Raw genomic sequence first — 26110 nt, forward strand, 5'->3', positions numbered from 1 at the left:
ATTTTTAATTATTTACGTATTAGAATTATTTTATTAAGTATAAATACTTATATTTGATTTTATAAATACGTAGCATATGAAAAAAATAATCGTAGTTGGTAATGGGATGGTTGGGTATAAATTCTGTGAAAAACTCAGTCAGCATCCCGATTTTGAGGCTTATGAGGTCACCGTTTTTGGTGAAGAATCTAGACCTGCTTATGACCGCGTTCATCTAAGTGAGTATTTCTCTGATAAATCTGCAGATGAACTTTTGTTAGCACCTTCAGCGTGGTATGCCTCTAAAAACATTAACCTGCGCACTTCAGAATTAGTGATCGCTATTGATATAGATGCACAAACGATCACTACTCATAAAGAAGGCCAATATGCTTATGATTATTTGGTCTTAGCCACTGGGTCTTCTCCGTTTGTTCCTCCTATAAAGGGAGCTGATAAGCAAGGTGTTTTTGTTTACCGCACCATTGAAGACCTTGATGCTATGAAGGCTTATGCCACTAAGCTTAAAGCAGCCGGTAAAAAGAATGCAGCCGTTCTTGGTGGTGGCCTGCTAGGTTTAGAAGCAGCGAACGCCGCTAAAGAATTAGGCTTAAATGCACATGTTGTAGAATTTGCCCCACGATTAATGCCAAGACAGCTTGATCAGCAAGCAAGCGATATGCTTCAAGCAAAAATAGAAAGTCTGGGGATAGGTATTCATCTAAGTAAAGCTACTGATCTTATTGCAGGTGAGGATTGTATTTCGCGAATGGATTTTACTGATGATACGCATTTAGATGTAGATATGCTTATCATTTCCGCTGGTATCAGACCTCGGGATGAACTGGCGCGTAACTCTGGCATACAAGTAGGAGCGCGCGGAGGTATTTATGTAAATGAGAAAATGCAAACTTCGGTTGAAACCGTTTATGCAATAGGAGAAGTTGCGCTGTATAATGAAGGAATTTACGGCCTTGTTGCACCAGGCTATGAGATGGCAGATGTGGCGGTACAGCAGATTACTGGTGGCGATAAATGTATGGCTGCATCCATAGATATGTCTACCCAACTTAAACTTATAGGTACAGAGGTTGCAAGTTTTGGAGATCCCTTTGTAGAAAATGATGAGATAGTTGCCATTACTTATGAAAACAAACACAGTGGCGTTTATAAACGTATTAACGTAGCCCGTGATGGTTCGCGCTTGTACGGCGGTATTCTCGTTGGTGATTCTTCAGATTACAACAGTTTATTTCAGATCTATTATAACGTGATGAAATTACCGGAGAATCCTGAAGATTTAATCTTAGGTTCTCGAGGTGGAGACAGTATCCTAGGCAGTGTACTTGATTTACCAGATTCTGCTCAAATATGTTCTTGCGAAAGCGTTTCTAAAGGAGCAATTTGTAAAAGTCTTGAAGATGGAAGCTGCTCGGGATATAAAGATATTGTGAGTTGTACTAAAGCCACTACCGGTTGTGGCGGTTGTAAACCTATGGTGACTGATCTGGTAAACGAGACCCTCAAATCTTTAGGAAAAGAAATAAAAGATACGGTGTGTGAACATTTTGAATTCAGCCGGCAGGAGCTTTACGATCTGGTCAAAATCATGAAGATCACAACTTTTGAAGAAGCACTTCAGAAAATAGGAAAAGGATGCGGTTGTGAAATTTGCAAGCCGGTACTGGCTTCTGTTTTTTCGAGCATTTATATGGAAACTGCTAACAAACAACCGGCTATACAGGATTCTAATGACCGATTTCTCGCCAATATTCAGCGAAATGGTACCTACTCAGTGGTACCTAGAGTTCCGGGAGGTGAGATCACGCCTGAAAAACTTATAGTTCTAGGTGAAATAGCAAAACAGTACGATCTGTACACCAAGATCACAGGCGGACAACGTATAGACTTATTTGGAGCCCAATTGCACGAATTACCGTTAATTTGGAAAGCGCTTGTAGATGCAGGGTTTGAAAGTGGTCACGCCTACGGAAAATCCTTGCGTACCGTTAAGAGTTGTGTAGGGTCTACTTGGTGTCGTTACGGTATGCACGAGTCGGTTTCTTTTGCTATTGAAATTGAAAACAGGTACCGCGGTTTACGCTCTCCACATAAACTGAAGGGTGGCGTATCAGGTTGTATACGAGAGTGTGCAGAAGCCCGAGGAAAGGATTTTGGATTGATCGCAGTAGATGGAGGATGGAATTTATATGTATGCGGAAACGGTGGTGCCACACCTAAACACGCTATTCTTCTTGCTGAAAAATTAGATGACGCAACCTGCGTTAAATACTTAGATCGCTTCTTGATGTATTACATACGTACTGCGGGGCCGCTAGTTCGTACCGCTCCTTGGCTTGAAAAACTGGATGGGGGAATTGATTATCTCAAAAAGGTGATTATTGAAGACAGCCTTGGGATCGCAGATGAACTTGAGCAAGAAATGCAAGGGTTGGTAAATCGCTACGAATGCGAATGGAAACAAGCTATTGAAAACCCAGAAATGGCAAGCCGATTTAAGCATTTTGTAAACTCTGACGATACAGATGATAATATTGAGTTTGTTGCGTTGAGGGATCAAAAAATGCCAAAACCTTGGGCCTCCTAAAACTGGCAGAATTTTTCATACCACAATAGAAGTTTCAAATAAAAGCATATTCAACAGGTAATTTTAAAAAATCACTTATGGAAGAATTACTCAATACGTATAAAAGTGTAACACTGGAAGGGGCCAGAACTTGGGTACAAGTTGGTCACCAATCCGATTTTCCGCAGAATGGTGGGGCGTGCATTAAACATAAAAACAAACAGATCGCAGTGTATAATTTCAGTCTTACCCAGTCGTGGTATGCCTGTCAGAACTTGTGCCCTCATAAAATGGAAATGGTGCTTTCAAGAGGGATGATCGGTGATCTAGACGGTATTCCCAAAGTAGCGTGCCCATTGCACAAAAAGACCTTTTCGCTTGAAAATGGTTCTAATCTAAACGGAGAAAATTTTAAAATTGCGGTCTATCCGGTAAAAATTAAAAATGAAATGGTGTATATTGGTTTTGAGGATTAATAACCTAAACCATGATAAAACTCGAGCAAGCGATACAGAAAATAGATGCTTTAAATGCACAAGATCCTAATCTTGAAAAAGATGGTGAGCAAGAAGTCCCTAAAGAATTGTTGTATTCGCAACGTATGACGCAACATTTATTTGCATTTGAGCCAGATGCAAGTGAACCTTTGCAAGTTGCGGCTAGAGCTCAACATATTTGCCGCTGGAAAAGCCCTCGGGAAGATTACCCAATGACCCGTGTAGGCTATTTAAAATGGCGCGAAGAGTTAAAAAAAATGCACGCTCAAGTGACTGGTGATCTTTTAGAATCTTTAGGCTTTGAGAAGGAATTTATAGATCGGGTTCAGTTTCTAATTAAGAAAAAGCGCATTAAAAAAGATCAAGAATCGCAAACCTTAGAAGATGTAATTTGTTTGGTATTCTTAAGCTATTATTTTGAAGATTTTGCAGCCAAGCACGAGACAGATAAAGTCATTGATATTGTTCAGAAAACTTGGGCAAAAATGTCTGAGAAAGGCCAGGAGGCAGCGCTTAAACTTCCATTAAGTGCAACCACATTAGATCTGGTGGGTAAAGCACTTGCTTAATGTAATTATGGCATCGTTAGATCAAAAAACCTTTGTAAAATTACGCCGCCTCTACATAATTGCTTTGAGTCTCATAGCAGTCTCGGTATTTGTAAGTCAGTTTTTAGTACAGAATTTTTTAGATGATCAGGCTACAGACAGTAGAGTGATCAATATTGCCGGGCGGCAGCGAATGCTAAGCCAAAAGCTCACCAAAGAAGCGATTCAACTTAAATATCCGGATTCTAAATTTGCATTGCGTGCTCTTCAAGATAGTTTGGCTCAAACCCGTAATCTATGGTATTTGAGTCACAAAGCGCTTCAGCAAGGCAGCGATTCTTTACAAATTCCGCATATTGCTTCAGATACTATTGCCAAACTTTATGAGAAGATCAATCCGTTTTTTAATCAAATTCTAGATGCTTCATCCACGCTAGTTCGTTCATCTCAAAATAAGGATCAATCCAGCGCGGAGATGGACTCAGCGATACAAACGATTCAGAATAACGAGGGAGCGTTTTTAAAATTGATGGATCAAATTGTAGATCAGTATGAACTCGAAGCTGCTTCAAAAATTGACCGTCTTCGTACGCTAGAAACGCTACTTGCTTGTCTTACACTTTTGATTTTATTGGGCGAATTTATATTTATTTTCTGGCCTACTGCAAAAGTCGTTCGTAACGGAATGCTAGAACTTATTAATGCAGAGCGCAAAGCTTTAAAGATGGCAAAAGATGCCGATGCGCTTACAGAGTCAAAAGAAAAATTGCTTTGGGAATCTCGAGCCTTAAACCAAGCAATGGATAAAACATTACTTTTTGTACGCACCGATACTAGCGGTGTACTTCTTCACGCAGGGGAACAATTTAAAAAAATGTTTAAGCTGAATTCAGTACAAGAGAATACAAAGTTCGCTTCGGTGATCTCCAATGTTGAACTCGAGCAACAAAATCTAGAAAAGATCTTCACTGAACATAAAAAAACCGGATGGCAAGGTGAGGTTAAAGGCAGATCGCCAGAAGGTGATGAATTGTATTTAGAGATGTCGTTATTACCGTTTCAAAAGGAAAAAAGTAGCAATGAACTTCTAATAATTCTTTTAGATATAACTAAAAGAAAAGAAGCGCACGAGGAAATAGAGCGGTTAACTAAAGCCAATTTTGAAGAGCGCATAAGCAGGCAGAAAAATGTCTCAAGACAAATAATAGAAAACCAGGAACAAGAACAAAATAGGATCGCGCAAGATCTACACGACGGCATTGGTCAAATGTTAACCGGACTAAAATTTACTCTGGAGAGCATCAACCTTAAGGATCGTGACAAAGCGCAGACTAAAATAGATCATCTTAAAGTACTTTCTTTAGATATTATAAAAGGCATACGTACCGCCACTTTCAATTTAACTCCACCAGAATTAACAGATCACGGTTTAGTGCCTGCATTGATCAAACTGGCTAAAGAATTAACCGGTTTAACGGGGAAACAAATCACTCTAAATAATACGACGGGTTTCAATCAAAGGTTAGATTCCCTTGTGGAAATCAATACGTATCGTATTACGCAAGAAGCTGTAAATAATGCTATTAAATATGCAAATTCTACGAGTATTTTAGTTCGCATTAGACATACGGAGCGTCTTCTAAGTCTAACCATTGAAGACGATGGCGATGGCTTTGATATTGAGCAATCCCAACAAACTAAACGTGGAGATGGCGGTATGGGAATGACATTTATGCGCGAACGCATGAACTATATAAATGGGAGACTTTTTGTAAATTCGGAAGTTGGAAAAGGAACCCGCATTACACTAAATATTCCTATTGATTGACCCTATGGATACTGAAACACTTAAAGTTATACTAGCAGATGATCACGTTCTAGTACGCGATGGTATAAAGGCGCTTTTAGAAGAAGAGCATGAAATTATGGTCATAGATGAAGCCTCAAATGGTAAAGAAGCATTACAAGTTATCAAAGAGACCACTCCAGATTTACTTATTGTAGATATCAGAATGCCTGAAATGAATGGCATTGAAGTAGTACAAGCTATAAAAAACGAAGCTATTCCTGTAAAGACTTTGGTTTTATCTATGCACGATAGTGAAGAATATGTGTTGCAGTCCATTCAAGCAGGTGCAGACGGATATTTGCTTAAAGGCTCAAGTAAAGAAGAATTTATAAAGGCTTTAAATACGATTAAAAATGGCGAAAAGTATTTTGCAGGCGAACTCTCCTCTATAATAATCAACAACTTTGTGAATGGTAATGTGTCTTCTGTATCTAAACAAGAAACCAAGAAAGAATCTGTTGCTGATGCTTTTAGTCTTACCAAGCGTGAACAGCAAATATTAAATTTGGTTCTCGAAGGAAAGAGTAATAAAGAAATAGGCGAGGAGCTTAATATTAGCAAACGTACTTGTGAGGTGCATCGTTTCAATTTGATGAAAAAATTAGAAGTTAAAAACCTTATGGAGTTGGCGAATAAGGTTTCAGCATTCAATATTTCTTAATACGACAGCGGGATTAATAGAATATCTATAAAACTCAACACTCAGATTTAAAAGTCATTAGGGATTCCTTAAAACTTGGAACTACGTATTTTCATTAAGTATATATACTTATATTTGTGAGTATAAATACTTAATTATGAAAACAACAATCACTTCAGCTAAGGCAACGCGCCTAAATTTTCGAGATTTTACCAGTGTTCCAATGCGAACATTTTGGATTACATCAATTGCATTCTTTTTATGTTTTTTCGCTTGGTTTGGTATTGTGCCCTTTATGCCCGATGTGGTTAGAGATTTAGGACTTACGCCTGCTCAAAAATGGAACTCTGTAATACTTGCTGTTTCAGGTACTGTATTTGCCCGTTTACTTATAGGAAAACTATGCGATAAATACGGACCAAGATTATGCTACACATGGTTGTTATTGCTTGGAGCTATACCGGTAATACTATGTGGTCTTGTGCAAACACCCTTACAATTCTTAATATGTAGATTGTTTATTGGTTTTATTGGGGCGAGTTTTGTGATCACCCAGGTACACACCTCACTGATGTTTGCTTCTAATATAGTAGGGACTGCAAATGCGACCTCTGCCGGATGGGGAAATATGGGAGGTGGAGCCAACCGTTTAATTATGCCGCTTATAGCCGCAGCGATCATAGGTTTAGGTGTTGCCGAAGCAGATGCCTGGAGGTATTCGCTTGTTATTGCCGGAGTAATTTGCTTTTTAATGGGGATCGTCTATTTCTTTTTTACAAAAGATACTCCTGAAGGAAATTTCAAAGAGATTAAAGCGGCGGGAAAAAAGATCAAAGGAAAAAAGAAGGATGAAGTTGGTTTTCTCGAAGCCTTAAAAGATTACCGCGTATGGATCTTATTTGTGGTCTATGCGGCGTGTTTTGGAATAGAGCTTACCGTTTACGGGACAATGGATGACTATTTGCAAAATACGTTTAATCTTGAACGCATAACAGCCGGAAATATCGTGCTCTCTTTTGCTTTGATGAACTTATTCGCTAGAACGCTTGGCGGGTATTTTGGAGACCGCTTCGGAAAATTAAAAGGTCTTCGTGGTCGTGTTTTATTTCTTGTGGCCATCTTGGCTGTTGAGGGAGTAATGCTTGTTACCTTTTCTACCATTACCAGTCTATTGTTAGGAATTATTTTTCTAGTTGCTTTCAGTCTTTCGGTACAAATGGCCGAAGGCGCAACTTTCTCTGTTGTACCTTTTATAAATAAAAAGGCCATTGGTTCAATCTCAGGAATCGTGGGTGCAGGGGGTAATGTAGGTGCTTTTTTAGCAGCAATGCTTTTAAAATCAAAAGCTGCAGTTGCAGAGCAAGCAGCAATCAATGCTAATTCTGGTGCCAGTGAAGAGGTCATTCGCTTAGCACAGTCAGACGCTGCAGCAACAGCAGTTTCTAGTGGGTATTTCATTATAGGAATTATGGTATTCGTCATAGGTCTATTAGCTTATGCTATAAAGTTCTCTACCGCAGATGAAAAGAATGCGATTGAAGAATTAAAGCTTTCGGGGCAAGAAAACCTTATTCCGTCTAATGCATAAGAAGTATTGAGGGTATTCTTAAAATTTATTTTAGCGCATTTAATTTTGATAATACCCTTAAAACTTTAACCTTAGTAGAGCAAACTTATCTGCGGTAGCCCAATTATAGACTTCCTTGATAAATTTGATACAGAGCTCGTAATTCATTAAACAAACGTATTTCTCGTTTATGCAGGATAACTCAATAAAATCTACTTGTTCCTATTGTGGAGTAGGGTGCGGTTTACTCATAAAGAAAGACTCTAAGAATAAAGTTTCGGTTGAAGGTGATCCAGACCACCCGGTAAATAAAGGTATGCTGTGCTCAAAAGGCAGAAACCTGCATTATGTGGTAAATGATACATCAGACCGGTTGCTTTATCCTCAAATGCGCTGGAGTAAATCCCATCCTAATCTGGATCGGGTAGATTGGGATACTGCATTAGAACGTGCTGCACATGTTTTTAAATCCATTATCAAACAGCACGGTCCGGATAGCGTGGGCTTCTATGTTTCAGGACAATGCTTAACCGAAGAATATTATATCGCCAATAAACTTGTAAAAGGCTTTTTAGGAACTAATAATATTGATACCAATAGCCGTTTGTGTATGAGTAGTGCAGTGGTGGGCTATAAAAAGACGTTTGGTGAAGATTCTGTTCCTATTTCCTATGCAGATATTGAACTGGCAGATTGTTTTTTGATTACCGGAGCAAATCCGGCGTATTGCCATCCTATACTGTTTCGGCGTATTGAAGCGCATAAAGAAAAGAATCCCGATGTTAAAATAATAGCTGTAGATCCGCGACGAACGGATACTGCAGCTTATGCAGATTTACATCTTCAGCTGTTGCCCGGTACTGATATCATTCTATATAACGCCATAGGCCGAAGACTTTTAGAACAAGGTCTGGTAGATAAAGATTTCATAGATAATCACACCGAAGGTTTTACGCAATATCGGGCTCAAGTTATGCAACTGTCTTTAAAGGAAGCTGCAAAGAAATGTGGTGTTCCGGTGGCAGACATAAAAAAGGCTGCAGATATTATTGGCATCAGCAAAGGTTTTATAAGTATGTGGGCGATGGGCTTAAACCAAAGCGTTGTAGGTACTAATAAGAATTTTGCCCTCTTAAACCTATCTTTAATTACCGGTCAGGTTGGCAAGCCGGGCTCGGGACCTTTTTCACTCACTGGTCAACCTAATGCTATGGGAGGTCGAGAAGTGGGTGGTATGGCTAATTTATTAGCGGTGCACAAAGATTTGATGAATGAAAATCATCGTCGCGAAGTCGCTCATTTCTGGGGTGTTAACGAGATCTCTGGAAAACCGGGCTACACCGCAACACAGATGTTTGAAGCCTTAGAGACAGGACGATTAAAAGCTGTATGGATTATTTGCACCAATCCGTCTGTGAGTTTGCCAGATGTGCGGAAGGTTGATAAAGCCCTTCAAAATGCAAAATTTGTTGTGGTCCAAGATATTTCTAAACGATCAGATACGTTGCAATATGCAGATTTAATTTTGCCTGCTGCAGGATGGCTAGAGAAAGAAGGGACGATGACCAATTCAGAACGAAGGATTTCGCACTTGCCTAAGGTTGTGGAGGCACCCGGTGAGGCAAGGCCAGATGTAGAAATACTTTGTGATTTTGCACAAAAAATGGGGTTCAGAGGCTTTGATTACTACAATACCTCAGAGATATATCAAGAATACGCCGCGATGACTAAAGGCACCAATATTGATATTTCTTACCTGAATTATGATCGTCTAAAAAATGAGGGAACATTTCAATGGCCGGTGAATACGTACAGACATACCGGAACACCGCGTTTGTTTGAAGATAAAAAGTTTTATACACCAAGTAAAAAGGCGGTATTTAATATTCCTTCTACTTTATATAATCGTTCTATAAAGCCTGATGCTGAATATCCCTTTGTGTTAACTACTGGTCGTGTGCGTGATCAATGGCATACCATGACAAAAACCGGCAAGGTTTCTCGTTTAAAAACGCATTATCCCACACCGGTATTGGAAATTCATCCGGTTGATGCTGTTAAACTAAAGATAAGAGAAGGTACTATTTGTGAGGTTGCTAGCGAAAACGGTAATGTTCGTGTAAAAGCAAAACTAACTGATACCATTCGACAGGGCGTTGTGTTTTTACCTATGCATTGGGGAAAAAAGTTAGCCTCTGATCTCAATCGCACCAATAATTTGACGCAAAATATGGTGGACCCTCAGAGCAAAGAACCAGACTTTAAGTTTACTGCGGTGCGTGTGGAAAAGTATACTAAAAAGCGAGAAAAAATCGTCGTTATAGGTTCGGGAGCAGCTGCATTTCGCTTTATTCAAAACTATAGAGCGCGCAATACACAAGATATTATTTGTGTTTTTTCAAAAGAAGCGCATCCCTTTTATAATCGGGTGCTCCTGCCGGAATATATCACTGAAGAATTATCTTGGGAGCAGTTGCTTAAAATAAAAGAGCAACACCTTTCTACATTAGATATCAGACTTTTTAAGAATAATTCTATTGTTGATATCGATAAGAAATCGAGAACCTTAAAAGACAGTCAAGGTATTTATCACGCCTACGATAAATTAATCATCGCCACCGGAAGCAGGGCTTTTGTTCCTACAGATGTGCGACTAGATCTTCCGGGTAGGTTTACTATGCGGGATAAACTTGATGCAGATCGATTTAAAAAGTATTTGATGCAGTCGGGAATTCCTAATGATCAGCAACACGTCGTGATCGTAGGAGGCGGACTTTTAGGACTTGAATTGGCCGCGGCGCTTCGGCATAAATCAGTTAAAATAACCATCATTCAGCGCTCCTCATATTTGATGGAGCGGCAATTGGATAGTATAGCCAGTAATATGCTTGCAAACAATGTGCAGCAACGCGGAATTCAGATTTATTTTGACAATGAAGTGAGTACGGTTTTTGACGCGGAAGAAAGTCATAGTTTAGAGGTCACTCTAAAAAGTGGAAAAGTTTTGGAAGCTAACGCAATTGTCTATGCCGTAGGTACGCGACCTAATATTGAGATTGCACGCAAGGCTGGATTAAAAATGGGTAAAGGTCTACGCGTAAATGAGTATATGCAAACTTCAGATGCCTCTATTTTTGCCCTTGGGGAAATAGCAGAATTTAGAAACCAAACTTTTGGAATCACCGCAGCGGCTGAAGAACAGGCTAATATTCTGGCTAACTATTTAGCAGGCGATATTAGCAATCCCTATAAGGGCTCTGTGCTGATGAATATTCTCAAGTTTGAAGATTTGGACCTCTGTAGTATAGGACAGGTGAGTGTGCCTAAAAATGATCCTTCGTATGAGGAAGTTATTTTTATGGATGTCTCAAAACAATACTATAAAAAATGCATCATCAAAGATGATTTACTCGTAGGAGCCATTTTGATGGGGGACAAGCAAGAGTTTGCAGAATTCAAGAATTTAATTGATAGCCGCATTGAACTGGCAGAAAAACGTGAATTATTACTTAGAGGTGCAACCAAGCAAGAGCCGGTAAAAGGTAAACTTATTTGTTCATGTAGTCAGGTGGGATGCGGCAATATTGAAGAAGCAATAAGACAGGGATGCACAGATTTTACTGCACTTTGTGATCAAACCGGGGCCGGACTAGGCTGCGGAAGCTGTAAAACCGAAGTACGTGAGTTATTAACCGAAGCTACTGTAAAACTATGAGACAGCAATTTTCAAGAGTTATTGTAAAAGGAGGAGTGGTGTCTCCCGGTGAGTTAAAAATTATTCTAGATCAAGCAGAGCGCCTAGATCTAGACACTATTGCTTTTGGGTCTCGACAGGATATTTTGTTCTTAACTCAAAATAAAATAGTAGATAATTCTTCAAGTCTTAGACTGGTGACTCCTGATGGCGATCGGGTTGAGAATATAATGAGTTCTTATGTTACGAGTGACCTGTTTGCAAGTACCCATTGGCTTACCGGAGATCGTTACTTATATATTCTCGAACAGTTTCAGAATACACCAAAGCTTAAAATTAATATTGTAGATCCTAAACAGCGCGTAGTGCCCTTGTTTACAGGACACTTGAATTTTATCGCTTCTGAACAAGAAGATTATTGGTATCTATATATGCGTCTTCCGCATTGGGAAAAAATACAGATGTATCCGGTATTGATCTACAGTTGGGATTTGGCACAGATAGCAGAAGCTGTTGAAAGAATTCTGAAAGAAGAACCCCAGAATGTTGAGATGGTTTTTGATCTGGTCATCGATGCTACCGATTTAAATAACAAAACGGTTTCATCTCCTTTAGCGATGGATTTTCAACCTTTTCCTTATTGTGAAGGAATGAACCGTATGCAATCTGGCAAGTATTGGTTAGGCTTGTATTGGCGAAATAACAAGTATGACATAAAATTTTTAAAAGGATTATGTGATTTGTGTGTAACCTCTAGAATTGGCAAAATCGCACTAACACCCTTTAAATCATTTATAGTTAAAGGAATTCCTTCGGAAGATAAACTGGCTTGGGAAAAATTCTTAGGTTTATCAGGAATCAATGTTAGGCACAGTATGCTTGAGCTCAATTGGCATTTGCCGGTTGCGAATGAAATGGCTTTGAATTTAAAACAGTTTTTAGTTGACTCATTCAATAAACAAGACATCAGCACTTATGGGTTAACCTTTGGCATTGCAGACTTTGATCGAAGCGGTTCGTATTTTACATCAATTGTTATCGAAAGAAATAAACCCGATGTTTTACCGGTTGAATTTGAAGCCAGAGCTAGCTTTAATATTGTTTATGCTCGGGATTTTGATCCCAATACGCAAGATTATATTGTGCACGTTCAAGATGTAGATCAGGCTGAATTACCCGCCTTATTGATGGAACTTAGCCAAATGTATTTTAAAAATTTAGGAGATAAAAAACCTGTAAAAGAAGTAAGTGCTCCAAAACTTCAAACTATTAAAGTAGCGGTGTATCAGTGCAATTCGTGTCAAACAATTTATGATTATAGATTTGGCGATCAGACGCAAAACATACAACCTGGAGTACTTTTTGAAAAACTACCCAACGAATACTGTTGCTCGTTGTGTGAGGGGCCAAAAGAGAATTTTAGTAAAATATCTTTTATGGCAGAATTGAATCAGTAAGTACTCGGTAGTGTTTCTACTTGCCGCGCGATCTGCAACATCTGATCTCTATGATTCACTACGTGGCCTAAAACAATAATAGCAGGATTACTCAGGTGTTTGTCTTTGTAAATTTGAGCAATGGTATTAACCGTTCCTACGGCTATTTTTTCATTACTTAAACTGCCATTTTGAATAATGGCTACGGGCAGTTCATATTTGTTTTGAGCTTTAAATAAGTCCAGAATCTCATTGAGTTTAGAAGTACCCATAAGTATTACTACAGTAGCGTTACTCTGAGCAGCGAGCTCCACATCCTTAGATAACTTATGCGCTTTGGTCGTACCGGTTATCACCCAAAAACTTTCAGAAACACCTCGCTTTGTGATCGGTATATTTTGTAATGCAGGTACAGCATTACACGAGGAGATTCCTGGGATTACGCTTGCCGATATTCCGCGTTGAGCAGCGTATAGCATTTCTTCTGCACCGCGACCAAAAATGAATGGATCACCACCTTTAAGACGCACCACTATAGCATTATTCTGGCCTCTATCTACAATAAGATCGTTTATTTGATCTTGGTGATAGGCATAACACCCCTTGCGTTTTCCAACAAAAATAAATTCGGTTTCCGGTTTGCAGTGTTTTAATACTTCGGGATTAACTAATGCATCATAAAGCACTATATCTGCACTTTTCAATGCTTTTAAACCTTTTAGCGTCAGTAATTCTGGATCGCCGGGTCCGGCACCGAGTAGTATGAGTTTTCCTGTATTCATAATTTAGATATATATACGTATTATTTTATTAAAATCTCTGTAATTAATTGTGATTCAAATTAATTATCTCAAATAATTAGAATAAAATTAAGTATTAATACGTAATAAATCAAATTTTAAAATATATTTGAATGGGAATTTTAAAACGCTATTATGAAAAACATTACCATTACTCTGCTTTTCTTCTGCATGTTTCAAATGGGAGCACAGGAGTTTACTGTTGACGCCGATTTACGGCAACGCTTTGAATACCGCCACGGGTTTACTACGCTTTTTCCAGACAATGCAGAACCTGCAGCATTTGTAAGACAACGAGCACGTTTAAATTTTAATTACTCAGCCGAAAAGCTCAAACTTTTTATTGCAGTTCAAGATGTGAGCACTTGGGGCGATACAAGACAGATTTTGCCAGCTGATGGTAATGATTCGTTTATGCTCTTTCAAGCTTGGGCAGAACTTCAACTAGGTACCCATTGGTCTACCAAGTTGGGAAGACAATTGATCTCTTATGACGACCAACGCATTTTTGGAGGTTTAGATTGGGCTATGCAAGGTCGTTTTCACGATGCTGCTCTTTTAAAATATAAAAAAGAACGTACACAGCTTGATATGGGATTTGCTTTTAGTCAGCAAGGTGAATCTATTTTAGGTACTACATACAACATCCCGGGGTTCTTTACTTATAAGAGTATGCAGTATGTTTATTTTAAGCATAGTTGGGAGCAATCAAGCTTTAGTTTACTAGGTTTAAACACAGGTTTTCAGCGTTTTGTTCAAGAAGATATGACGCAGGCAGATGGCGTGTATTATACGCAAACTGTGGGCTCTTATTTTACATTTCCTGTAGCCAAGCTGAAGTTATCAGGAAGTGCTTATTATCAATTTGGTGAAGCCTATCCTGTAGATGAGTCGTTATCTGCTTATCAATTGGCACTAAACGCCACATATAAAGTAGGTAGCACGCTTCTTGGGGTAGGTGCCGAATTGCTAAGTGGTTCTGATCAAGGAAGTTCAGACCGTAAATCATTTTTTCCTCTATATGGGACCAACCATAAATTCAACGGGTTTATGGATTATTTCTATGTAGGTAATCACGCCAATAATGTGGGGCTTAACGATTTTCATGCAAAAGCTGTTTTTAAAACCGGTGAACGCGCTACGTTCCTTACTGGCTTGCATTATTTTACCTCAAATGGCGCATTAGCCGAAACTACAGATAAGTATTTAGGAACTGAATTAGATCTGGTTTATACGCAGCCGTTGATCAAAAATGTAAAATTACAGTTGGGCTACTCGCATATGTTTGCTTCATCAAATATGTCTTTAATCAAAAATGGAGTCGCTTCAGAAAATACAAACAATTGGGGATGGGCGATGCTTGTTATCAATCCAAGGTTATTTAATCATAATTTTGACTAGGGAAGTGGTTACCTATCATTTAATGAAAAAGCCTGCTGAAGATCATTGTCAGCAGGCTTTCTTTTTAAAGAATGTCGGGATGAGAGGATTCGAACCTCCGATCTCGCGCCCCCCAGACGCGCACTTTAACCGGACTAAGCTACATCCCGAAATTTTTGCAGGCTGCAAATATAAATATTTGTAACAGACCTCAAAGTTTTAATCCTATATAACCTATAATTGCGTTGCCACTATAATTTATATCAATTATTGAATATTCATTAAATAAAGTTAATCGTTTAAATATTTTAAAATTATAACGTTGTAGTTTATTGAATAATAATTTTTTGTACCTTAAAGGTAGTATTTGTTTAATTCCTCAATCTCAATATTATGAAACTATCTTTAATAACGCTTATTCTTTTGATGAGTACTGTTTACAGTACAAATCAAACCGAAATCAAACAGGACAATGATGTTTTAATCAGAGGTACCTGGGAACTCAGAGATTTTTATCATTATGACGAAAATGAAGTCGTTGATACTGTAGCAACGACTGATGGTTACCGTCAAATAAAAATGTATACTAAAGACCGCGTGATGTGGACGCGCTATGTACCCAAAGATTCCGTTGAATGGTTTGGATACGGTAGTTATGTCGCTTCAGATGATCAGCTTATAGAAACGCTAGAGTATGGGTCGGAGAGCATGATGAATGTTATTGACACCCTACGTATTTTTACATTCGAATTGCAGATTTCAGAGAATGAATACAGTCAAATCACTGTGGATGAAGAAGGTAATCGCATTTTCTCTGAAAACTACAAACGTATTGAATAGCTATTTCTCTATCGCCGCAACTTCTTTTTCGGTGACGGGTTTATCTGAAGAATTTCCCCAGGAATTTAAGATGTAATTCATAACATCTGCAACCTCGTCATCATACAAACCTAACGGAGCCATTATACTATTATAATCGGTTCCGTTTACGGTTATAGGGCCTTGTAAACCGTATTTTACCGCGTGAATAGCTTTGGTTCTATTATTTAATAAATAATCTGCTTTCGCCAAAGGCGGAAATGCTCCCGGAATACCTTCTCCGGTCGCCATATGACATTGCATACAAAAGTCCTCGTACACGGTCTTTCCTCGTTTTATACTGTTTTGCAATGAGGTATCCTTTTGAATAGGAATATAAATAGACGTCTTAGTGCCAAAACTTTGATTTCCTTTAGCCGCTGAAAAGATGAGAATGGTTGCGAAGCTCGCGAGTGTAATTAATGCAGTTTTCAATTTTGTACAAGTTTTACGATTCCTACTCCTTCAACACCAACATAAACGAAGCCGTCTGGGCCTTGAATTACATTACGCACACGACCAATACCGTCCAGCAGTTTTTCTCTTTTCATCACTGAATTGTTTTCATCTAAATAGAGTGCTTCGAGATAAACAAACTTAAGAGAACCTACTAAAAGGTTGCCTTTCAAATCTGGATAGGCATCACTGGTAACCATTGCCATTCCGCTAGGTGCGATTGAAGGTACCCAATAGTAAAGAGGTTGCTCCATTCCTTCCTTTTTGGTAATGTCTGTAATATCTGTACCGCTGTAATTGATTCCGTAGGTAATGACCGGCCAGCCATAATTAGCACCTTTTTTAATTACATTGATTTCATCGCCACCACGTGGACCGTGCTCGTGCACCCAAATTTCGTTTGTCTCCGGGTTGATGAGCATCCCTTGCGGATTGCGATGCCCGTAAGACCAAATGGCCTCTTTAGCATTTTCAGTTCCTACGAATGGATTATCTGTGGGTATACTTCCGTCTAAATTTAGGCGGTACACTTTACCGTTGTCGCGAGTGATATCTTGTGGATTAATATCACGCTCACCACGTTCACCGGCTGTAAAAAATACATGGCCTGCATCGTCAAATACGATACGACTACCCCAGTGCTGGCCTTTAGTGGTATTGGGCGTAGCTTTATAAAGCACTTCTTGATTGATAAGGCTATTACCCGATAATTGCGCACGCATAAGCGCAGTGTTTCCTCCTTTGGCTTCACCTTCAGTAGAAGAGTAGGTAAAATATATAAATCCGTCACTTTCATAATTCGGACTCAACTGAATATCTAATAATCCGCCTTGACCCCGATTGTAAACTTCCGGAACTCCGGCAATAGTTATTTTCTCACCGTTAACAAAGTGAATTAGTTCGCCTGATTTCTCTGTTATGAGTAAGCTTCCGTCTGGCAAGAATACAATTCCCCAAGGATTGATCAAGTCAGGAACAATGACTTCGTATTCGTAGGCTTCAGAAACTGTAATAGGTACATCATTATCTTTAACCTCTTTAGGGTTTTGAGCACAAGCGATTACTGTGGTAAGCACGGATAAAAGAAGAATGCTAAAGTTTTTCATATAAGAAATTTTGATTTAAAAATAGTGAAAACCTAACAATCCCTAATAGTAGAATTCAAACATCGGTGTAAATTTGCATTGTTAATAACGACTTATAATTAGCGATTGACTTTTCTTTATAAGTATAGCTAAAAAACTATTTTTGTTTAGATCACTAGAATTAATGGTCTTAGGTCTAAAGACGATCTTTCAATAAAAATTAAAAATGTAGAATTCCACAGCACGTGGATAATATTTAAATAAAATGGCAGTAGAACGTATTAAATGTTTAATTATTGGGTCTGGTCCTGCAGGTTACACCGCAGCAATTTATGCTTCAAGAGCAGATTTGAAACCGGTAGTCTACACAGGTATGGAACCCGGTGGACAATTAACTACGACCACTGAAGTTGATAATTTTCCCGGATATCCTGAAGGAATTGACGGTCCAACAATGATGGTGCAGTTGCAACAACAGGCAGAACGTTTTGGTACCGAAGTGCGTATAGGAATGATTACCAACGTTGAATTTTCTTCTGAGGAAGGAGGCATTCATAAAGCTACCGTAGATAATACTACTGAGATCGAAGCAGAATCTGTTATTATTTCAACAGGTGCAACAGCGCGCTACCTCGGGTTACCTAGTGAGCAGCGCTTGCGCGGTGGGGGTGTTTCGGCCTGTGCGGTTTGTGATGGATTTTTCTATAAAAATCAGCGTGTGGCTATTGTAGGAGGTGGGGACACTGCTGCAGAAGAAGCAACTTATCTTGCTAACATTTGTGAGCACGTTACAATGCTAGTGCGTAAAGATGAGATGCGTGCTTCAAAAGCAATGGAACATCGTGTGAATTCAAGAAAGAATATCACCGTACTTTATAATACTGAAGTTGAAGAAGTAGTAGGTGAGCAAGTAGTAGAAGGATTGAAAATGATAAACAATCAGACTAAAGAAGTATCTGAAATCGAGATCACAGGTCTATTTATCGCTATTGGTCACAAGCCGAATACAGACATTTTTAAAGGGCAGCTGGAAATGGACGAAACCGGTTATATTCTTACTGACGGAAAATCTACTAAAACCGGTAAACCTGGTGTGTTTGCGAGTGGAGATGTTCAGGATAAAGAATATCGCCAGGCTATTACTGCCGCTGGGACAGGATGTATGGCAGCACTAGATGCAGAACGTTATTTAGCTTCAGTAGAGGAAAAAGTTGAAGCATAATAATTGTCATTAGATGCTTACAAATAAAAAAAGCTCTTGCATTTGCAAGAGCTTTTTTTATGCTTATTACTGAAGAACCGTTCTAATCCTCGTCTTCTTCAGATTCTTCATCAACCATTTCCTCATCTTCTTCATCCATTTTATCAGGGATTTCAGAAATTGGCTCGTTTAGATCATCATCATCATAATCTTCAACGTCATAATTTTCCATTGACGTTTCTAACTTTTTACTCACCTTCACCAAGTATATCGTATCGGCAGTGCGTACTTCTACACACTCGATGGTTTCGTTTTGAGCATTTTTAAATGATATGATGTGGTCATCATCATATCCGTAGGGGTACTTATCAACCAGAAGCGCAAGAATCTCTGGGGTAAGCTTTTTAAAATCAACTATTACGCGACGCATAAATAAAATTTAATATTTGTTGCAAATTGTGGTTAAATGTAAAAAAAAACGAATGGGTTGTGCAACACTATTCACTTAATTCTTTTTTAATTTTTTGTAATACTCAAAAGCATTGTAAATCAATTCGTTTGAAGCTTCTTGATTGAGAACAACTTCGCCTATACGGTTAAGCAAAACAAAGAGCACCTTTCCGTGGCTGTTTTTCTTATCGTACTTGAGTAAAGTGATGATACTCTCAATATCTTTTTCTGTAAATTCAACGCTAGGGTAGAAGGCTAAGATCGCTTGTGAAATTACATCACACTCTGATTTAGGCAGACTGCACAATTCACTAGACAAATAATTGGCCAAGATCATACCAATTGCGATGGCTTCACCGTGCAGCAAGCGTTCTTTTTGATCGCTTTCCATAAAATAGGATTCGATGGCGTGACCTAGCGTATGCCCATAATTGAGACTTTTTCTTCTATTCTTTTCGAAGGGATCTTCTAAAACCACTTCGTTTTTTATAGCAATAGATTGTCTGATCAATTCAGCCAGACTTTCAAAATCTGTATATTTTGCTTGCTTTACCGTATTCCAATACGCTTCAGAACTGATGAGGCCATGTTTAAGCATTTCGGCATAACCGCTACGCAATTCTTCAACCGAAAGCGTTCCTAAGAAATGAGTGTCAACCAAAACCAGCTCAGGATTACTAATGATCCCAATTTGATTTTTTAACGGTCCGAGATCTACACCGGTTTTTCCCCCAACAGAAGCATCAACCATTGCTAGTAAGGTAGTAGGAATATTGATGAAATCAATACCGCGTTTAAAACAACAAGCTACAAAACCGCCAAGATCAGTTACGACACCACCACCAAGATTGATCAAAGCACTGTTGCGATCAGCATTGAGCTCTGAAAGCACATTCCATACTCCTTCACACGTTTCAAGATTTTTAAACTCTTCGCCAGGATCAATCTCTATAATTTCAATAGTCGTTTGAGTGACTATATTCTGAAGAAAAGGCGCCAAACAATGCTCGTGTGTATTACTGTCTACAAGCACAAACAGGATGCTGTAATTTTTTTCCTTTAAAATAGCATTAAGATTTGAGTAGCCGTTTTCGCCAAAAACAACCTGATAATCTTTAGCTTGAATTGCTTCCATGTTAAAGTTTTTTGAGGTTGTGAAATTAATATCTTTTTATAACAATCCCTTTGCGATTTGGCTATATTTGACGCCTAATTTTAGAATATGTTAGAACAAAAAATATTTGATGATACAAAGACTGCATTTTCTTTAAAATCAGATAGTGAGCTCGAGCGAGCTTACTTCTTGTTTAAGATGATTTCCTTGCAGCCTTTGGTAAAAATAGGCACGGCGGTTACACGTTTTGCATTAAATGCTAGCCTTCCGGTAGAAGGTTTGGTACGCGCTACCGTTTTTGATCATTTTTGCGGTGGGGTAAGTGAGAAAGATTGTGTTTCTACCATTGATGCGATGTACAGTAAAAATGTACATTCTGTTTTAGATTTTTCGGTAGAAGGGAAGGAGACCGAAAGTTTATTTGATTCTGCTCTAGAACGCGTGATGAGTCTTATTGATTTTGCTAAAGACCGACCCGGGATGCCTTTTTCTGTTTTTAAACCTACCGGTTTTGGCCGTTTTGAAGTTTGGCGCAAGGTTACCGAAAATGAAACACTTTCAGATAAAGAACATCAAGAATGGAAGCGTATTCAGGAGCGTTTTCATAAAGTATGTAAAAAAGCAAAAGCTTGTGATATAAAATTGCTCATTGATGCCGAAGAAAGTTGGATGCAAGGTGCTGTAGATGATCTTGTACTTGAGATGATGCAAACTTATAATCAAGAGAAACCCATTGTTTTTACAACCTTGCAATGTTATCGCTGGGATCGTTTAGCTTATTTAAAGGATCTGCATCAAGACGGAATTGAAAAAGGATATCATTTAGGGATAAAAATCGTGCGTGGCGCGTATATGGAAAAGGAGCGTGCTCGAGCAGAAGAAAAAGGGTACGATTCTCCAATTTGTAAAGACAAGCCTGAAACTGATGCGCATTTTAATGCGATGTTAGTTTACATCTTTGACAACCTTGAGGATATTTGGGCTTTCATTGGGACGCATAATGAAGAAAGTAATTATCTGGCCATCGAAATTATGGCTCAGAAAGAAATTGCTCCAGATGATGGTCGTGTATGGTTTGGTCAATTATATGGTATGAGCGATCACATTAGCTATAACCTGGCAAAGGAAGGGTATAACGTTACCAAATACGTTCCTTTTGGGCCTGTTAAAGATGTGATGCCCTACTTGATAAGAAGAGCTGAAGAAAATACTTCGGTTGCGGGTCAAACCAATCGAGAGCTTTCGTTAATTCAGGAAGAACGCAGACGTCGCAAACTAAATTAGACGGAATTAAAAAGGCTTACCACTCTGGTAAGCCTTTTTAATTATAAAGCAGGTTGAATTTAATGCTTAATCACACTCAAAACTTCAAAAGTTTCGTCGCAAAGTTCAAGTGTTGTAGTAATAGGAGTAGGCATCGTTTCTTGTGAATGAATCATATAAAATCCACACGGTTCTTTTCGGGTATCGCTTTTATCAAAATCAACTTCCCCTTCTAGGAAAACAGTGTTTAAATCTGAAGTGTCAAGCTTTAATTCTTGTAATTGTTTTTCGGCTTGCTCAGAGAGTGTGTAACCATTATTCCGAATGGTTTTGAGTACGCGTGCATTAGGCATATAATCGCAAGAGGGTAATTCAACCCCGCTACCTTTTACAAAAAAAGCCAAAAGAATAAGGCCAATAGCGAAACCACCAAGATAGAAACCTAATCGGTATAAAATTTTCATGTGTTGTATTTAGATCTAAAAAAATAAGAGATTGATATCTCTGAATGGAAGATCAAACCAATCTGCAACAGACTTGCTGGTTAGAATTCCGCGGTAAAAATACAATCCGTTTTTTAAACCTTTATTGATACGCAGACTATTTTCTAGTCCGCCGTGTTCACCAATTTCTAAAAGATACGGCGTAAAAATATTACTAATTGATAGTGAGGAAGTTCTCGCGTAACGAGAAGGAATATTAGGCACACAATAATGCACCACATCGTGTTTGACAAAGGTAGGCTTATCATGAGAGGTAACTTCTGAAGTTTCAAAGCAACCGCCCATATCAATACTAACATCGATGATGATCGATCCCGGTTTCATATATTCTAGCATTGTCTCAGTAACGATTACAGGAGACCTATCTTTACCTCTCACGGCTCCGATGGCTACATCACAACGGCGCAAAGCCTTAAGTAAATTTTTTGGCTGAATGGTAGACGTATACAAAGGTTGGCCTACGCTTACCTGAAGACAACGCAGTTTAGTGAGGGAATTGTCAAAAACTTTGACATTAGCACCAAGACCCAATGCAGAGCGTGTTGCAAATTCACCTACTGTGCCCGCACCAATGATCACAACTTCCACAGGGGGAACTCCGCTAATATTGCCAAACATCAATCCGTTACCACCATCTTGCCGTGACATCAATTCTGAAGCGATAAGTACAGATGCGGTACCGGCAATTTCACTTAACGCTCTAACGGCAGGGTAGGTGCCATCAGCATCTTTAATAAATTCAAAAGCAAGTGCTGTAATGCGTTTTGTAGCTAGAATTTTAAAGTATTCTTTTTTCTGGGTTTTGAGCTGCAGTGCAGAAATGATCACCGTTTGCGGATTCACCATCTCAAGCTCTTCAAGAGAAGGCGGCTCTACTTTTAATACCATCGGGCAGCCAAAAACTTTGGCCCGATCAGAAGTGATTTCTGCACCATTTTCAGAATAATCGTGATCTGTAAAACGAGCATCTTCACCTGCCTGTGATTCGATGAGCACACGATGCCCGTGTGCAACTAGGGCTCCCACTGCATCAGGAGTAAGGCAAACGCGTTTTTCTTGAAAGTGATTTTCTTTTGGGATACCTATAAATAGCGAACCTTTCTGCTGCTCAATCTCAAGCTTTTCTTCTTGCGGAATCAGCTGTTCTCGGGTAAAAGGGCTATTTTGAATCATTTGATGATTTAGTTAAAAATAAACCTCAAATTAAACATTATTATTTAGGGAAAAAAAGAGATTGAAGTAGAATTCTTATGACTATCCCATAAATAAAGGTTCATCATCATCGTCGTCTTCTTGCTCGTCCTCTTTGGAAAATGAAGGATATTGATTTGTCAGTTCATCTTCATCTCTAATTTTTCCTTTAAAAGAGACTCTTTCAAGCTCAGACAAATCGATATTATGAATACGATCGAAAATTTTCATACGTACTGTATAAAGGAAAATGAATGCAAAAAGTATTAAGGGAGCTAGATAATAAATTTCGACACTATCTTTATAGAAAATATCCTCATTAAACAAACTGTATATTTGAAAAATATACATACAAATAGGGATAATTAAGGAGTGATACCACCAATGCTTACAAGTGAAAAACCAAATCAATAACAGTAGGAGCGGGATTAATTTGCTAAAAAATAACCATCCGGCCACGTTAACACTTTGATAAAATCCACTTTCGTATCGTAAGTCAAAACCAAAAAAAGAGGTTTCCCAGATTTTGACATCTGGAAAACCTTCATATAAGTAAAAAAAGTATGGCGTACCAGCAATAAAAGCTGCTAATATACTACCCGTTAGAAGGGACTCTGATCTTAGTTGGGTCAACTTTTTTCGCTGCATAATCTGCGTTAGTATCTTGTGCTGTGTAAGTAACTGCTGTTGCACCTGCAATTAAAAGGCCTAGGAGTAATGCTTTAAGTTTCATAATAAAATGTGTTTGAGTGTTAATGATTTGTTGGTTCAAAGATGAACAACTTTTTACACCCTACTGCATTTTATAATTCTTCTATATTTGCCTCACAAAAAATGGCATTAACACATTTTATCGATTATAATTATAATGCCAATTTAGGAATAATTCTTTTACTCGTACAAATTTTGACTATAACTTTTTCGTGATTTTTAACTTGTAAGAAAAATCTTCACAGTACAATTTTTGCTTTAACATACTTTTAACAAAGTTATAAAAATTCAAGTATTCTTACATTATCTTTTGTCGAAAAAATTCTCGCTGAATGAACTTCATCATCAAGTAAACTGTTAATTTTTTGAGGCCACTCAATTAATTTTAAACTGTCAGTTTCTAAAAGTTCTTCAATTCCTAAATCGTAAGCTTCATTTTCATCTTTTAGCCTGTATAAATCCAGATGAAAAATGGATGCGCCTGCATCTGTTTTATACTCATTAATCAATGAAAAAGTTGGGCTCGAAACATTATCTGCTGAGCCCAACCTTTTAACCAAAGCTTTAATTAAAGTTGTTTTACCTGCGCCTAAATCTCCATAGAATAGAATTGTTGAAAATTTTAAATTCTTGATTAAGGCTTCAGCTACTTCGTCAATCTGATCTAATGCATAGGTATATTCCATATAAAGACAGCGATATTATCTTGGGTTTAATACAATAAACGGAATGATCACCTCCTCAAGTGAAACACCACCGTGTTGATAGGTGTTTCTGAAATAGCTCACATAATGATTGTAATTATTAGGATAAGCAAAAAAGAGATCTCCCTTGGCAAAAATAAACGAGCTACTCATATTTATGGTAGGCAAATGAATTGATTTTGGTTCTTTAGCTTCTAACACATCCTTTTGCTCATACGTCAAACTACGCCCTGTCTTATATCTTAAATTTAAACTGGTATTCTTATCACCAATTACTTTAGACGGATTTTTCACATTTATGGTTCCGTGGTCTGTGGTAAGAATGATCTTAAACCCGAGTTGTTGTGATTTCTGAATCATCTCTAAAAGTGGAGAATTCTTGAACCAACTTTCGGTAAGGGAGCGATATGATTTATCGTTACTTGCTAACTCCTTTATAACTTCCATTTCCGTTTTAGAATGGCTGAGCATATCAACAAAATTGTACACGAGTACGGTAAGATCATTTTTTTTGAGCGAATTGAAATTTTCTACTAGTTTTTTTCCGCTTTTAAGATTGGTGATCTTATGATATTCCCAATTCAGGTTACTTAGCCCTAAACGCTTCAGTTGTGCTTCTAGAAACTTGTCTTCATTTAAATTCTTTCCGCCATCATCCGTATCGTTTAACCAAAGATCAGGATGTTGTTTTTCCATCTCACTTGGCATCAAGCCAGAGAAAATCGCATTTCGCGCATATTGTGTAGCGGTGGGTAGAATGCTGTAATAAGCGCTTTCGCTTTCTTTTTTGTAATAGTTACTTATTATAGGTTCAAAAGATTTCCACTGATCGTATCTTAAGTTATCTATCACAATAAGCATAACCGGCGCATCGTCTTTTTTGATCTGAGGGACAATTTTGTCTTTAAATAATGTATGTGACATCGTAGGGCGATCCTCATCGCTAAACCAGTCTTTATAGTTACGCTCAATAAATTTGAAAAACTGACTATTTGCTTCGGTTTTTTGAGACTCCAGAATTTCTTGCATACTCTGATCCTCAATATTCTCTAATTCAAGCTCCCAATAAATCAACTTTTGATAGAGTTCAACCCATTCTTCATAAGAATTTACCTGCGCCATATCCATTGCAATTTTTCTAAATTCTTGCTGGTAATTGAGCGTTGTTTTTTCTGAAACTAGTCGGCTTGTATCTAGGTTCTTTTTCAGACTCAACAAGATCTGATTGGGATTCACAGGTTTTATAAGGTAATCGGCGATTTTAGAGCCAATGGCCTCTTCCATTATGTATTCCTCTTCACTTTTAGTGATCATAATGACCGGCAGCGTATCTCGTTTCGCTTTGATTTCGCTCAAAGTTTCAAGACCGGTAAGGCCGGGCATATTTTCATCGAGAAAAACCACATCAAAGTTTTGCTCTTCAACAAGTTCAATAGCTTCGGTACCACTCTGACACGTGGTTACCTCATAATTCTTCTTTTCTAAAAATAAGATGTGGGGTTTTAATAAATCAATTTCATCATCTACCCATAGTATTTTAATCGTACTCATATATAGTATCTTTGTATAAGGTGATTCTAAAAATCACCTGTTGCGC

Annotated in this window: 23 protein-coding genes and 1 tRNA gene; 12 read left to right on the forward strand and 12 right to left on the reverse strand. The window is 38.3% G+C overall.

The window, feature by feature from the left end:
* The first annotated feature begins 76 nt into the window (after positions 1-76).
* The 8 genes from nirB (at position 77) to HCN54_RS06260 (ending at position 12818) form a co-directional block, all read left to right on the forward strand.
* Positions 77-2587, forward strand: a complete 2511-nt coding sequence (nirB, locus tag HCN54_RS06225; RefSeq protein ID WP_167597006.1) for a nitrite reductase large subunit NirB — start codon at positions 77-79, stop codon at positions 2585-2587.
* 77 nt (positions 2588-2664) lie between these two features.
* Positions 2665-3042, forward strand: coding sequence for a nitrite reductase small subunit NirD (gene nirD, locus HCN54_RS06230; protein ID WP_167597007.1), 378 nt, complete (start codon positions 2665-2667; stop codon positions 3040-3042).
* Positions 3043-3053: 11 nt separating this feature from the next.
* Positions 3054-3632 (forward strand): DUF4202 domain-containing protein, encoded by a 579-nt coding sequence (locus HCN54_RS06235; protein ID WP_167597008.1) that lies wholly within the window; start codon positions 3054-3056, stop codon positions 3630-3632.
* 7 nt (positions 3633-3639) lie between these two features.
* Entirely contained in the window at positions 3640-5439 is a 1800-nt protein-coding gene (locus tag HCN54_RS06240; RefSeq protein ID WP_167597009.1) for an ATP-binding protein, read from the forward strand.
* Between the two features lie 4 nt (positions 5440-5443).
* The gene (locus HCN54_RS06245; RefSeq protein ID WP_167597010.1) at positions 5444-6121 is read left to right on the forward strand and encodes a response regulator transcription factor; all 678 of its coding nucleotides are present in this window, start codon (positions 5444-5446) and stop codon (positions 6119-6121) included.
* Between the two features lie 136 nt (positions 6122-6257).
* Positions 6258-7688, forward strand: coding sequence for a NarK family nitrate/nitrite MFS transporter (locus HCN54_RS06250; RefSeq protein WP_167597011.1), 1431 nt, complete (start codon positions 6258-6260; stop codon positions 7686-7688).
* A gap of 169 nt (positions 7689-7857) precedes the next feature.
* Positions 7858-11382 (forward strand): nitrate reductase, encoded by a 3525-nt coding sequence (locus HCN54_RS06255; RefSeq protein ID WP_167597012.1) that lies wholly within the window; start codon positions 7858-7860, stop codon positions 11380-11382.
* Complete coding sequence (locus HCN54_RS06260) at positions 11379-12818, forward strand: rubredoxin (RefSeq protein WP_167597013.1); 1440 nt, start codon at positions 11379-11381, stop codon at positions 12816-12818. Before HCN54_RS06255 ends, HCN54_RS06260 begins: the two co-directional genes overlap by 4 nt.
* On the opposite strand, the gene cobA is transcribed toward HCN54_RS06260, so the two are convergent.
* On the reverse strand, positions 12812-13579 hold the full coding sequence (gene cobA / locus HCN54_RS06265; protein WP_167597014.1) for a uroporphyrinogen-III C-methyltransferase: 768 nt from the start codon (positions 13577-13579) through the stop codon (positions 12812-12814). The genes HCN54_RS06260 and cobA overlap by 7 nt on opposite strands.
* Positions 13580-13732: 153 nt before the next feature.
* On the opposite strand from cobA, the gene HCN54_RS06270 reads away from it, so the two are divergent.
* On the forward strand, positions 13733-14998 hold the full coding sequence (locus tag HCN54_RS06270) for an alginate export family protein (RefSeq protein WP_167597015.1): 1266 nt from the start codon (positions 13733-13735) through the stop codon (positions 14996-14998).
* 74 nt (positions 14999-15072) lie between these two features.
* Here HCN54_RS06270 and HCN54_RS06275 read toward each other — a convergent pair.
* Positions 15073-15147 (reverse strand) — tRNA-Pro (locus HCN54_RS06275).
* Positions 15148-15370: 223 nt separating this feature from the next.
* On the opposite strand from HCN54_RS06275, the gene HCN54_RS06280 reads away from it, so the two are divergent.
* Positions 15371-15817 (forward strand): hypothetical protein, encoded by a 447-nt coding sequence (locus HCN54_RS06280; protein ID WP_167597016.1) that lies wholly within the window; start codon positions 15371-15373, stop codon positions 15815-15817.
* Here HCN54_RS06280 and HCN54_RS06285 read toward each other — a convergent pair whose 3' ends face one another.
* Together HCN54_RS06285 and HCN54_RS06290 are read right to left on the reverse strand one after the other, a co-directional pair.
* A complete protein-coding gene (locus tag HCN54_RS06285; RefSeq protein ID WP_317172007.1) occupies positions 15818-16270 on the reverse strand; it encodes a cytochrome c in 453 nt (150 codons plus the stop codon).
* On the reverse strand, positions 16267-17397 hold the full coding sequence (locus tag HCN54_RS06290; RefSeq protein ID WP_167597017.1) for a PQQ-dependent sugar dehydrogenase: 1131 nt from the start codon (positions 17395-17397) through the stop codon (positions 16267-16269). The genes HCN54_RS06285 and HCN54_RS06290 overlap by 4 nt, the downstream gene beginning before the upstream one ends.
* Before the next feature lie 244 nt (positions 17398-17641).
* Between HCN54_RS06290 and trxB the strand changes: the two genes are divergently transcribed.
* On the forward strand, positions 17642-18598 hold the full coding sequence (gene trxB / locus HCN54_RS06295; protein ID WP_167597018.1) for a thioredoxin-disulfide reductase: 957 nt from the start codon (positions 17642-17644) through the stop codon (positions 18596-18598).
* An 82-nt stretch (positions 18599-18680) separates the two neighbouring features.
* Here the strand turns inward: trxB and HCN54_RS06300 are convergent, their stop codons facing one another.
* Both HCN54_RS06300 and aroB read right to left on the reverse strand, forming a co-directional pair.
* Positions 18681-19007: a hypothetical protein gene (locus HCN54_RS06300; RefSeq protein WP_167597019.1), complete on the reverse strand. Its 327-nt coding sequence runs from the start codon at positions 19005-19007 to the stop codon at positions 18681-18683.
* A 75-nt stretch (positions 19008-19082) separates the two neighbouring features.
* Entirely contained in the window at positions 19083-20162 is a 1080-nt protein-coding gene (gene aroB / locus HCN54_RS06305) for a 3-dehydroquinate synthase (RefSeq protein ID WP_167597020.1), read from the reverse strand.
* A gap of 87 nt (positions 20163-20249) precedes the next feature.
* On the opposite strand from aroB, the gene HCN54_RS06310 reads away from it, so the two are divergent.
* Positions 20250-21425: a proline dehydrogenase family protein gene (locus HCN54_RS06310; protein ID WP_167597021.1), complete on the forward strand. Its 1176-nt coding sequence runs from the start codon at positions 20250-20252 to the stop codon at positions 21423-21425.
* A 59-nt stretch (positions 21426-21484) separates the two neighbouring features.
* On the opposite strand, the gene HCN54_RS06315 is transcribed toward HCN54_RS06310, so the two are convergent.
* The 6 genes from HCN54_RS06315 to HCN54_RS06340 form a co-directional block, all read right to left on the reverse strand.
* Positions 21485-21868 (reverse strand): DUF4258 domain-containing protein, encoded by a 384-nt coding sequence (locus HCN54_RS06315; RefSeq protein ID WP_072982158.1) that lies wholly within the window; start codon positions 21866-21868, stop codon positions 21485-21487.
* 15 nt (positions 21869-21883) lie between these two features.
* A complete protein-coding gene (locus HCN54_RS06320; protein WP_167597022.1) occupies positions 21884-23080 on the reverse strand; it encodes an alanine dehydrogenase in 1197 nt (398 codons plus the stop codon).
* An 81-nt stretch (positions 23081-23161) separates the two neighbouring features.
* The gene (locus HCN54_RS06325; RefSeq protein WP_167597023.1) at positions 23162-23731 is read right to left on the reverse strand and encodes a hypothetical protein; all 570 of its coding nucleotides are present in this window, start codon (positions 23729-23731) and stop codon (positions 23162-23164) included.
* Positions 23694-23831 (reverse strand): hypothetical protein, encoded by a 138-nt coding sequence (locus tag HCN54_RS06330; RefSeq protein ID WP_164916921.1) that lies wholly within the window; start codon positions 23829-23831, stop codon positions 23694-23696. The genes HCN54_RS06325 and HCN54_RS06330 overlap by 38 nt, the downstream gene beginning before the upstream one ends.
* 256 nt (positions 23832-24087) lie before the next feature.
* Positions 24088-24495 (reverse strand): tRNA (adenosine(37)-N6)-threonylcarbamoyltransferase complex ATPase subunit type 1 TsaE, encoded by a 408-nt coding sequence (gene tsaE, locus HCN54_RS06335; RefSeq protein ID WP_167597024.1) that lies wholly within the window; start codon positions 24493-24495, stop codon positions 24088-24090.
* Positions 24496-24510: 15 nt separating this feature from the next.
* Positions 24511-26064, reverse strand: a complete 1554-nt coding sequence (locus HCN54_RS06340; RefSeq protein ID WP_072982151.1) for a PglZ domain-containing protein — start codon at positions 26062-26064, stop codon at positions 24511-24513.
* Between the last annotated feature and the right edge of the window lie 46 nt (positions 26065-26110).

This window comes from Leeuwenhoekiella sp. ZYFB001 (assembly GCF_011784865.1).
GTDB classification, from domain to species: domain Bacteria; phylum Bacteroidota; class Bacteroidia; order Flavobacteriales; family Flavobacteriaceae; genus Leeuwenhoekiella; species Leeuwenhoekiella palythoae.

Bases quoted from the DNA above. Each gene is read 5' to 3' on its own strand.
- nirB (WP_167597006.1), top strand. From the start codon at position 77: ATGAAAAAAATAATCGTAGTTGGTAATGGGATGGTTGGGTATAAATTC.
- nirD (WP_167597007.1), top strand. From the start codon at position 2,665: ATGGAAGAATTACTCAATACGTATAAAAGTGTAACACTGGAAGGGGCC.
- HCN54_RS06235 (WP_167597008.1), top strand. From the start codon at position 3,054: ATGATAAAACTCGAGCAAGCGATACAGAAAATAGATGCTTTAAATGCA.
- HCN54_RS06240 (WP_167597009.1), top strand. From the start codon at position 3,640: ATGGCATCGTTAGATCAAAAAACCTTTGTAAAATTACGCCGCCTCTAC.
- HCN54_RS06245 (WP_167597010.1), top strand. From the start codon at position 5,444: ATGGATACTGAAACACTTAAAGTTATACTAGCAGATGATCACGTTCTA.
- HCN54_RS06250 (WP_167597011.1), top strand. From the start codon at position 6,258: ATGAAAACAACAATCACTTCAGCTAAGGCAACGCGCCTAAATTTTCGA.
- HCN54_RS06255 (WP_167597012.1), top strand. From the start codon at position 7,858: ATGCAGGATAACTCAATAAAATCTACTTGTTCCTATTGTGGAGTAGGG.
- HCN54_RS06260 (WP_167597013.1), top strand. From the start codon at position 11,379: ATGAGACAGCAATTTTCAAGAGTTATTGTAAAAGGAGGAGTGGTGTCT.
- cobA (WP_167597014.1), bottom strand. From the start codon at position 13,579: ATGAATACAGGAAAACTCATACTACTCGGTGCCGGACCCGGCGATCCA.
- HCN54_RS06270 (WP_167597015.1), top strand. From the start codon at position 13,733: ATGAAAAACATTACCATTACTCTGCTTTTCTTCTGCATGTTTCAAATG.
- HCN54_RS06280 (WP_167597016.1), top strand. From the start codon at position 15,371: ATGAAACTATCTTTAATAACGCTTATTCTTTTGATGAGTACTGTTTAC.
- HCN54_RS06290 (WP_167597017.1), bottom strand. From the start codon at position 17,397: ATGAAAAACTTTAGCATTCTTCTTTTATCCGTGCTTACCACAGTAATC.
- trxB (WP_167597018.1), top strand. From the start codon at position 17,642: ATGGCAGTAGAACGTATTAAATGTTTAATTATTGGGTCTGGTCCTGCA.
- HCN54_RS06300 (WP_167597019.1), bottom strand. From the start codon at position 19,007: ATGCGTCGCGTAATAGTTGATTTTAAAAAGCTTACCCCAGAGATTCTT.
- aroB (WP_167597020.1), bottom strand. From the start codon at position 20,162: ATGGAAGCAATTCAAGCTAAAGATTATCAGGTTGTTTTTGGCGAAAAC.
- HCN54_RS06310 (WP_167597021.1), top strand. From the start codon at position 20,250: ATGTTAGAACAAAAAATATTTGATGATACAAAGACTGCATTTTCTTTA.
- HCN54_RS06315 (WP_072982158.1), bottom strand. From the start codon at position 21,868: ATGAAAATTTTATACCGATTAGGTTTCTATCTTGGTGGTTTCGCTATT.
- HCN54_RS06320 (WP_167597022.1), bottom strand. From the start codon at position 23,080: ATGATTCAAAATAGCCCTTTTACCCGAGAACAGCTGATTCCGCAAGAA.
- HCN54_RS06330 (WP_164916921.1), bottom strand. From the start codon at position 23,831: ATGAAACTTAAAGCATTACTCCTAGGCCTTTTAATTGCAGGTGCAACA.
- tsaE (WP_167597024.1), bottom strand. From the start codon at position 24,495: ATGGAATATACCTATGCATTAGATCAGATTGACGAAGTAGCTGAAGCC.
- HCN54_RS06340 (WP_072982151.1), bottom strand. From the start codon at position 26,064: ATGAGTACGATTAAAATACTATGGGTAGATGATGAAATTGATTTATTA.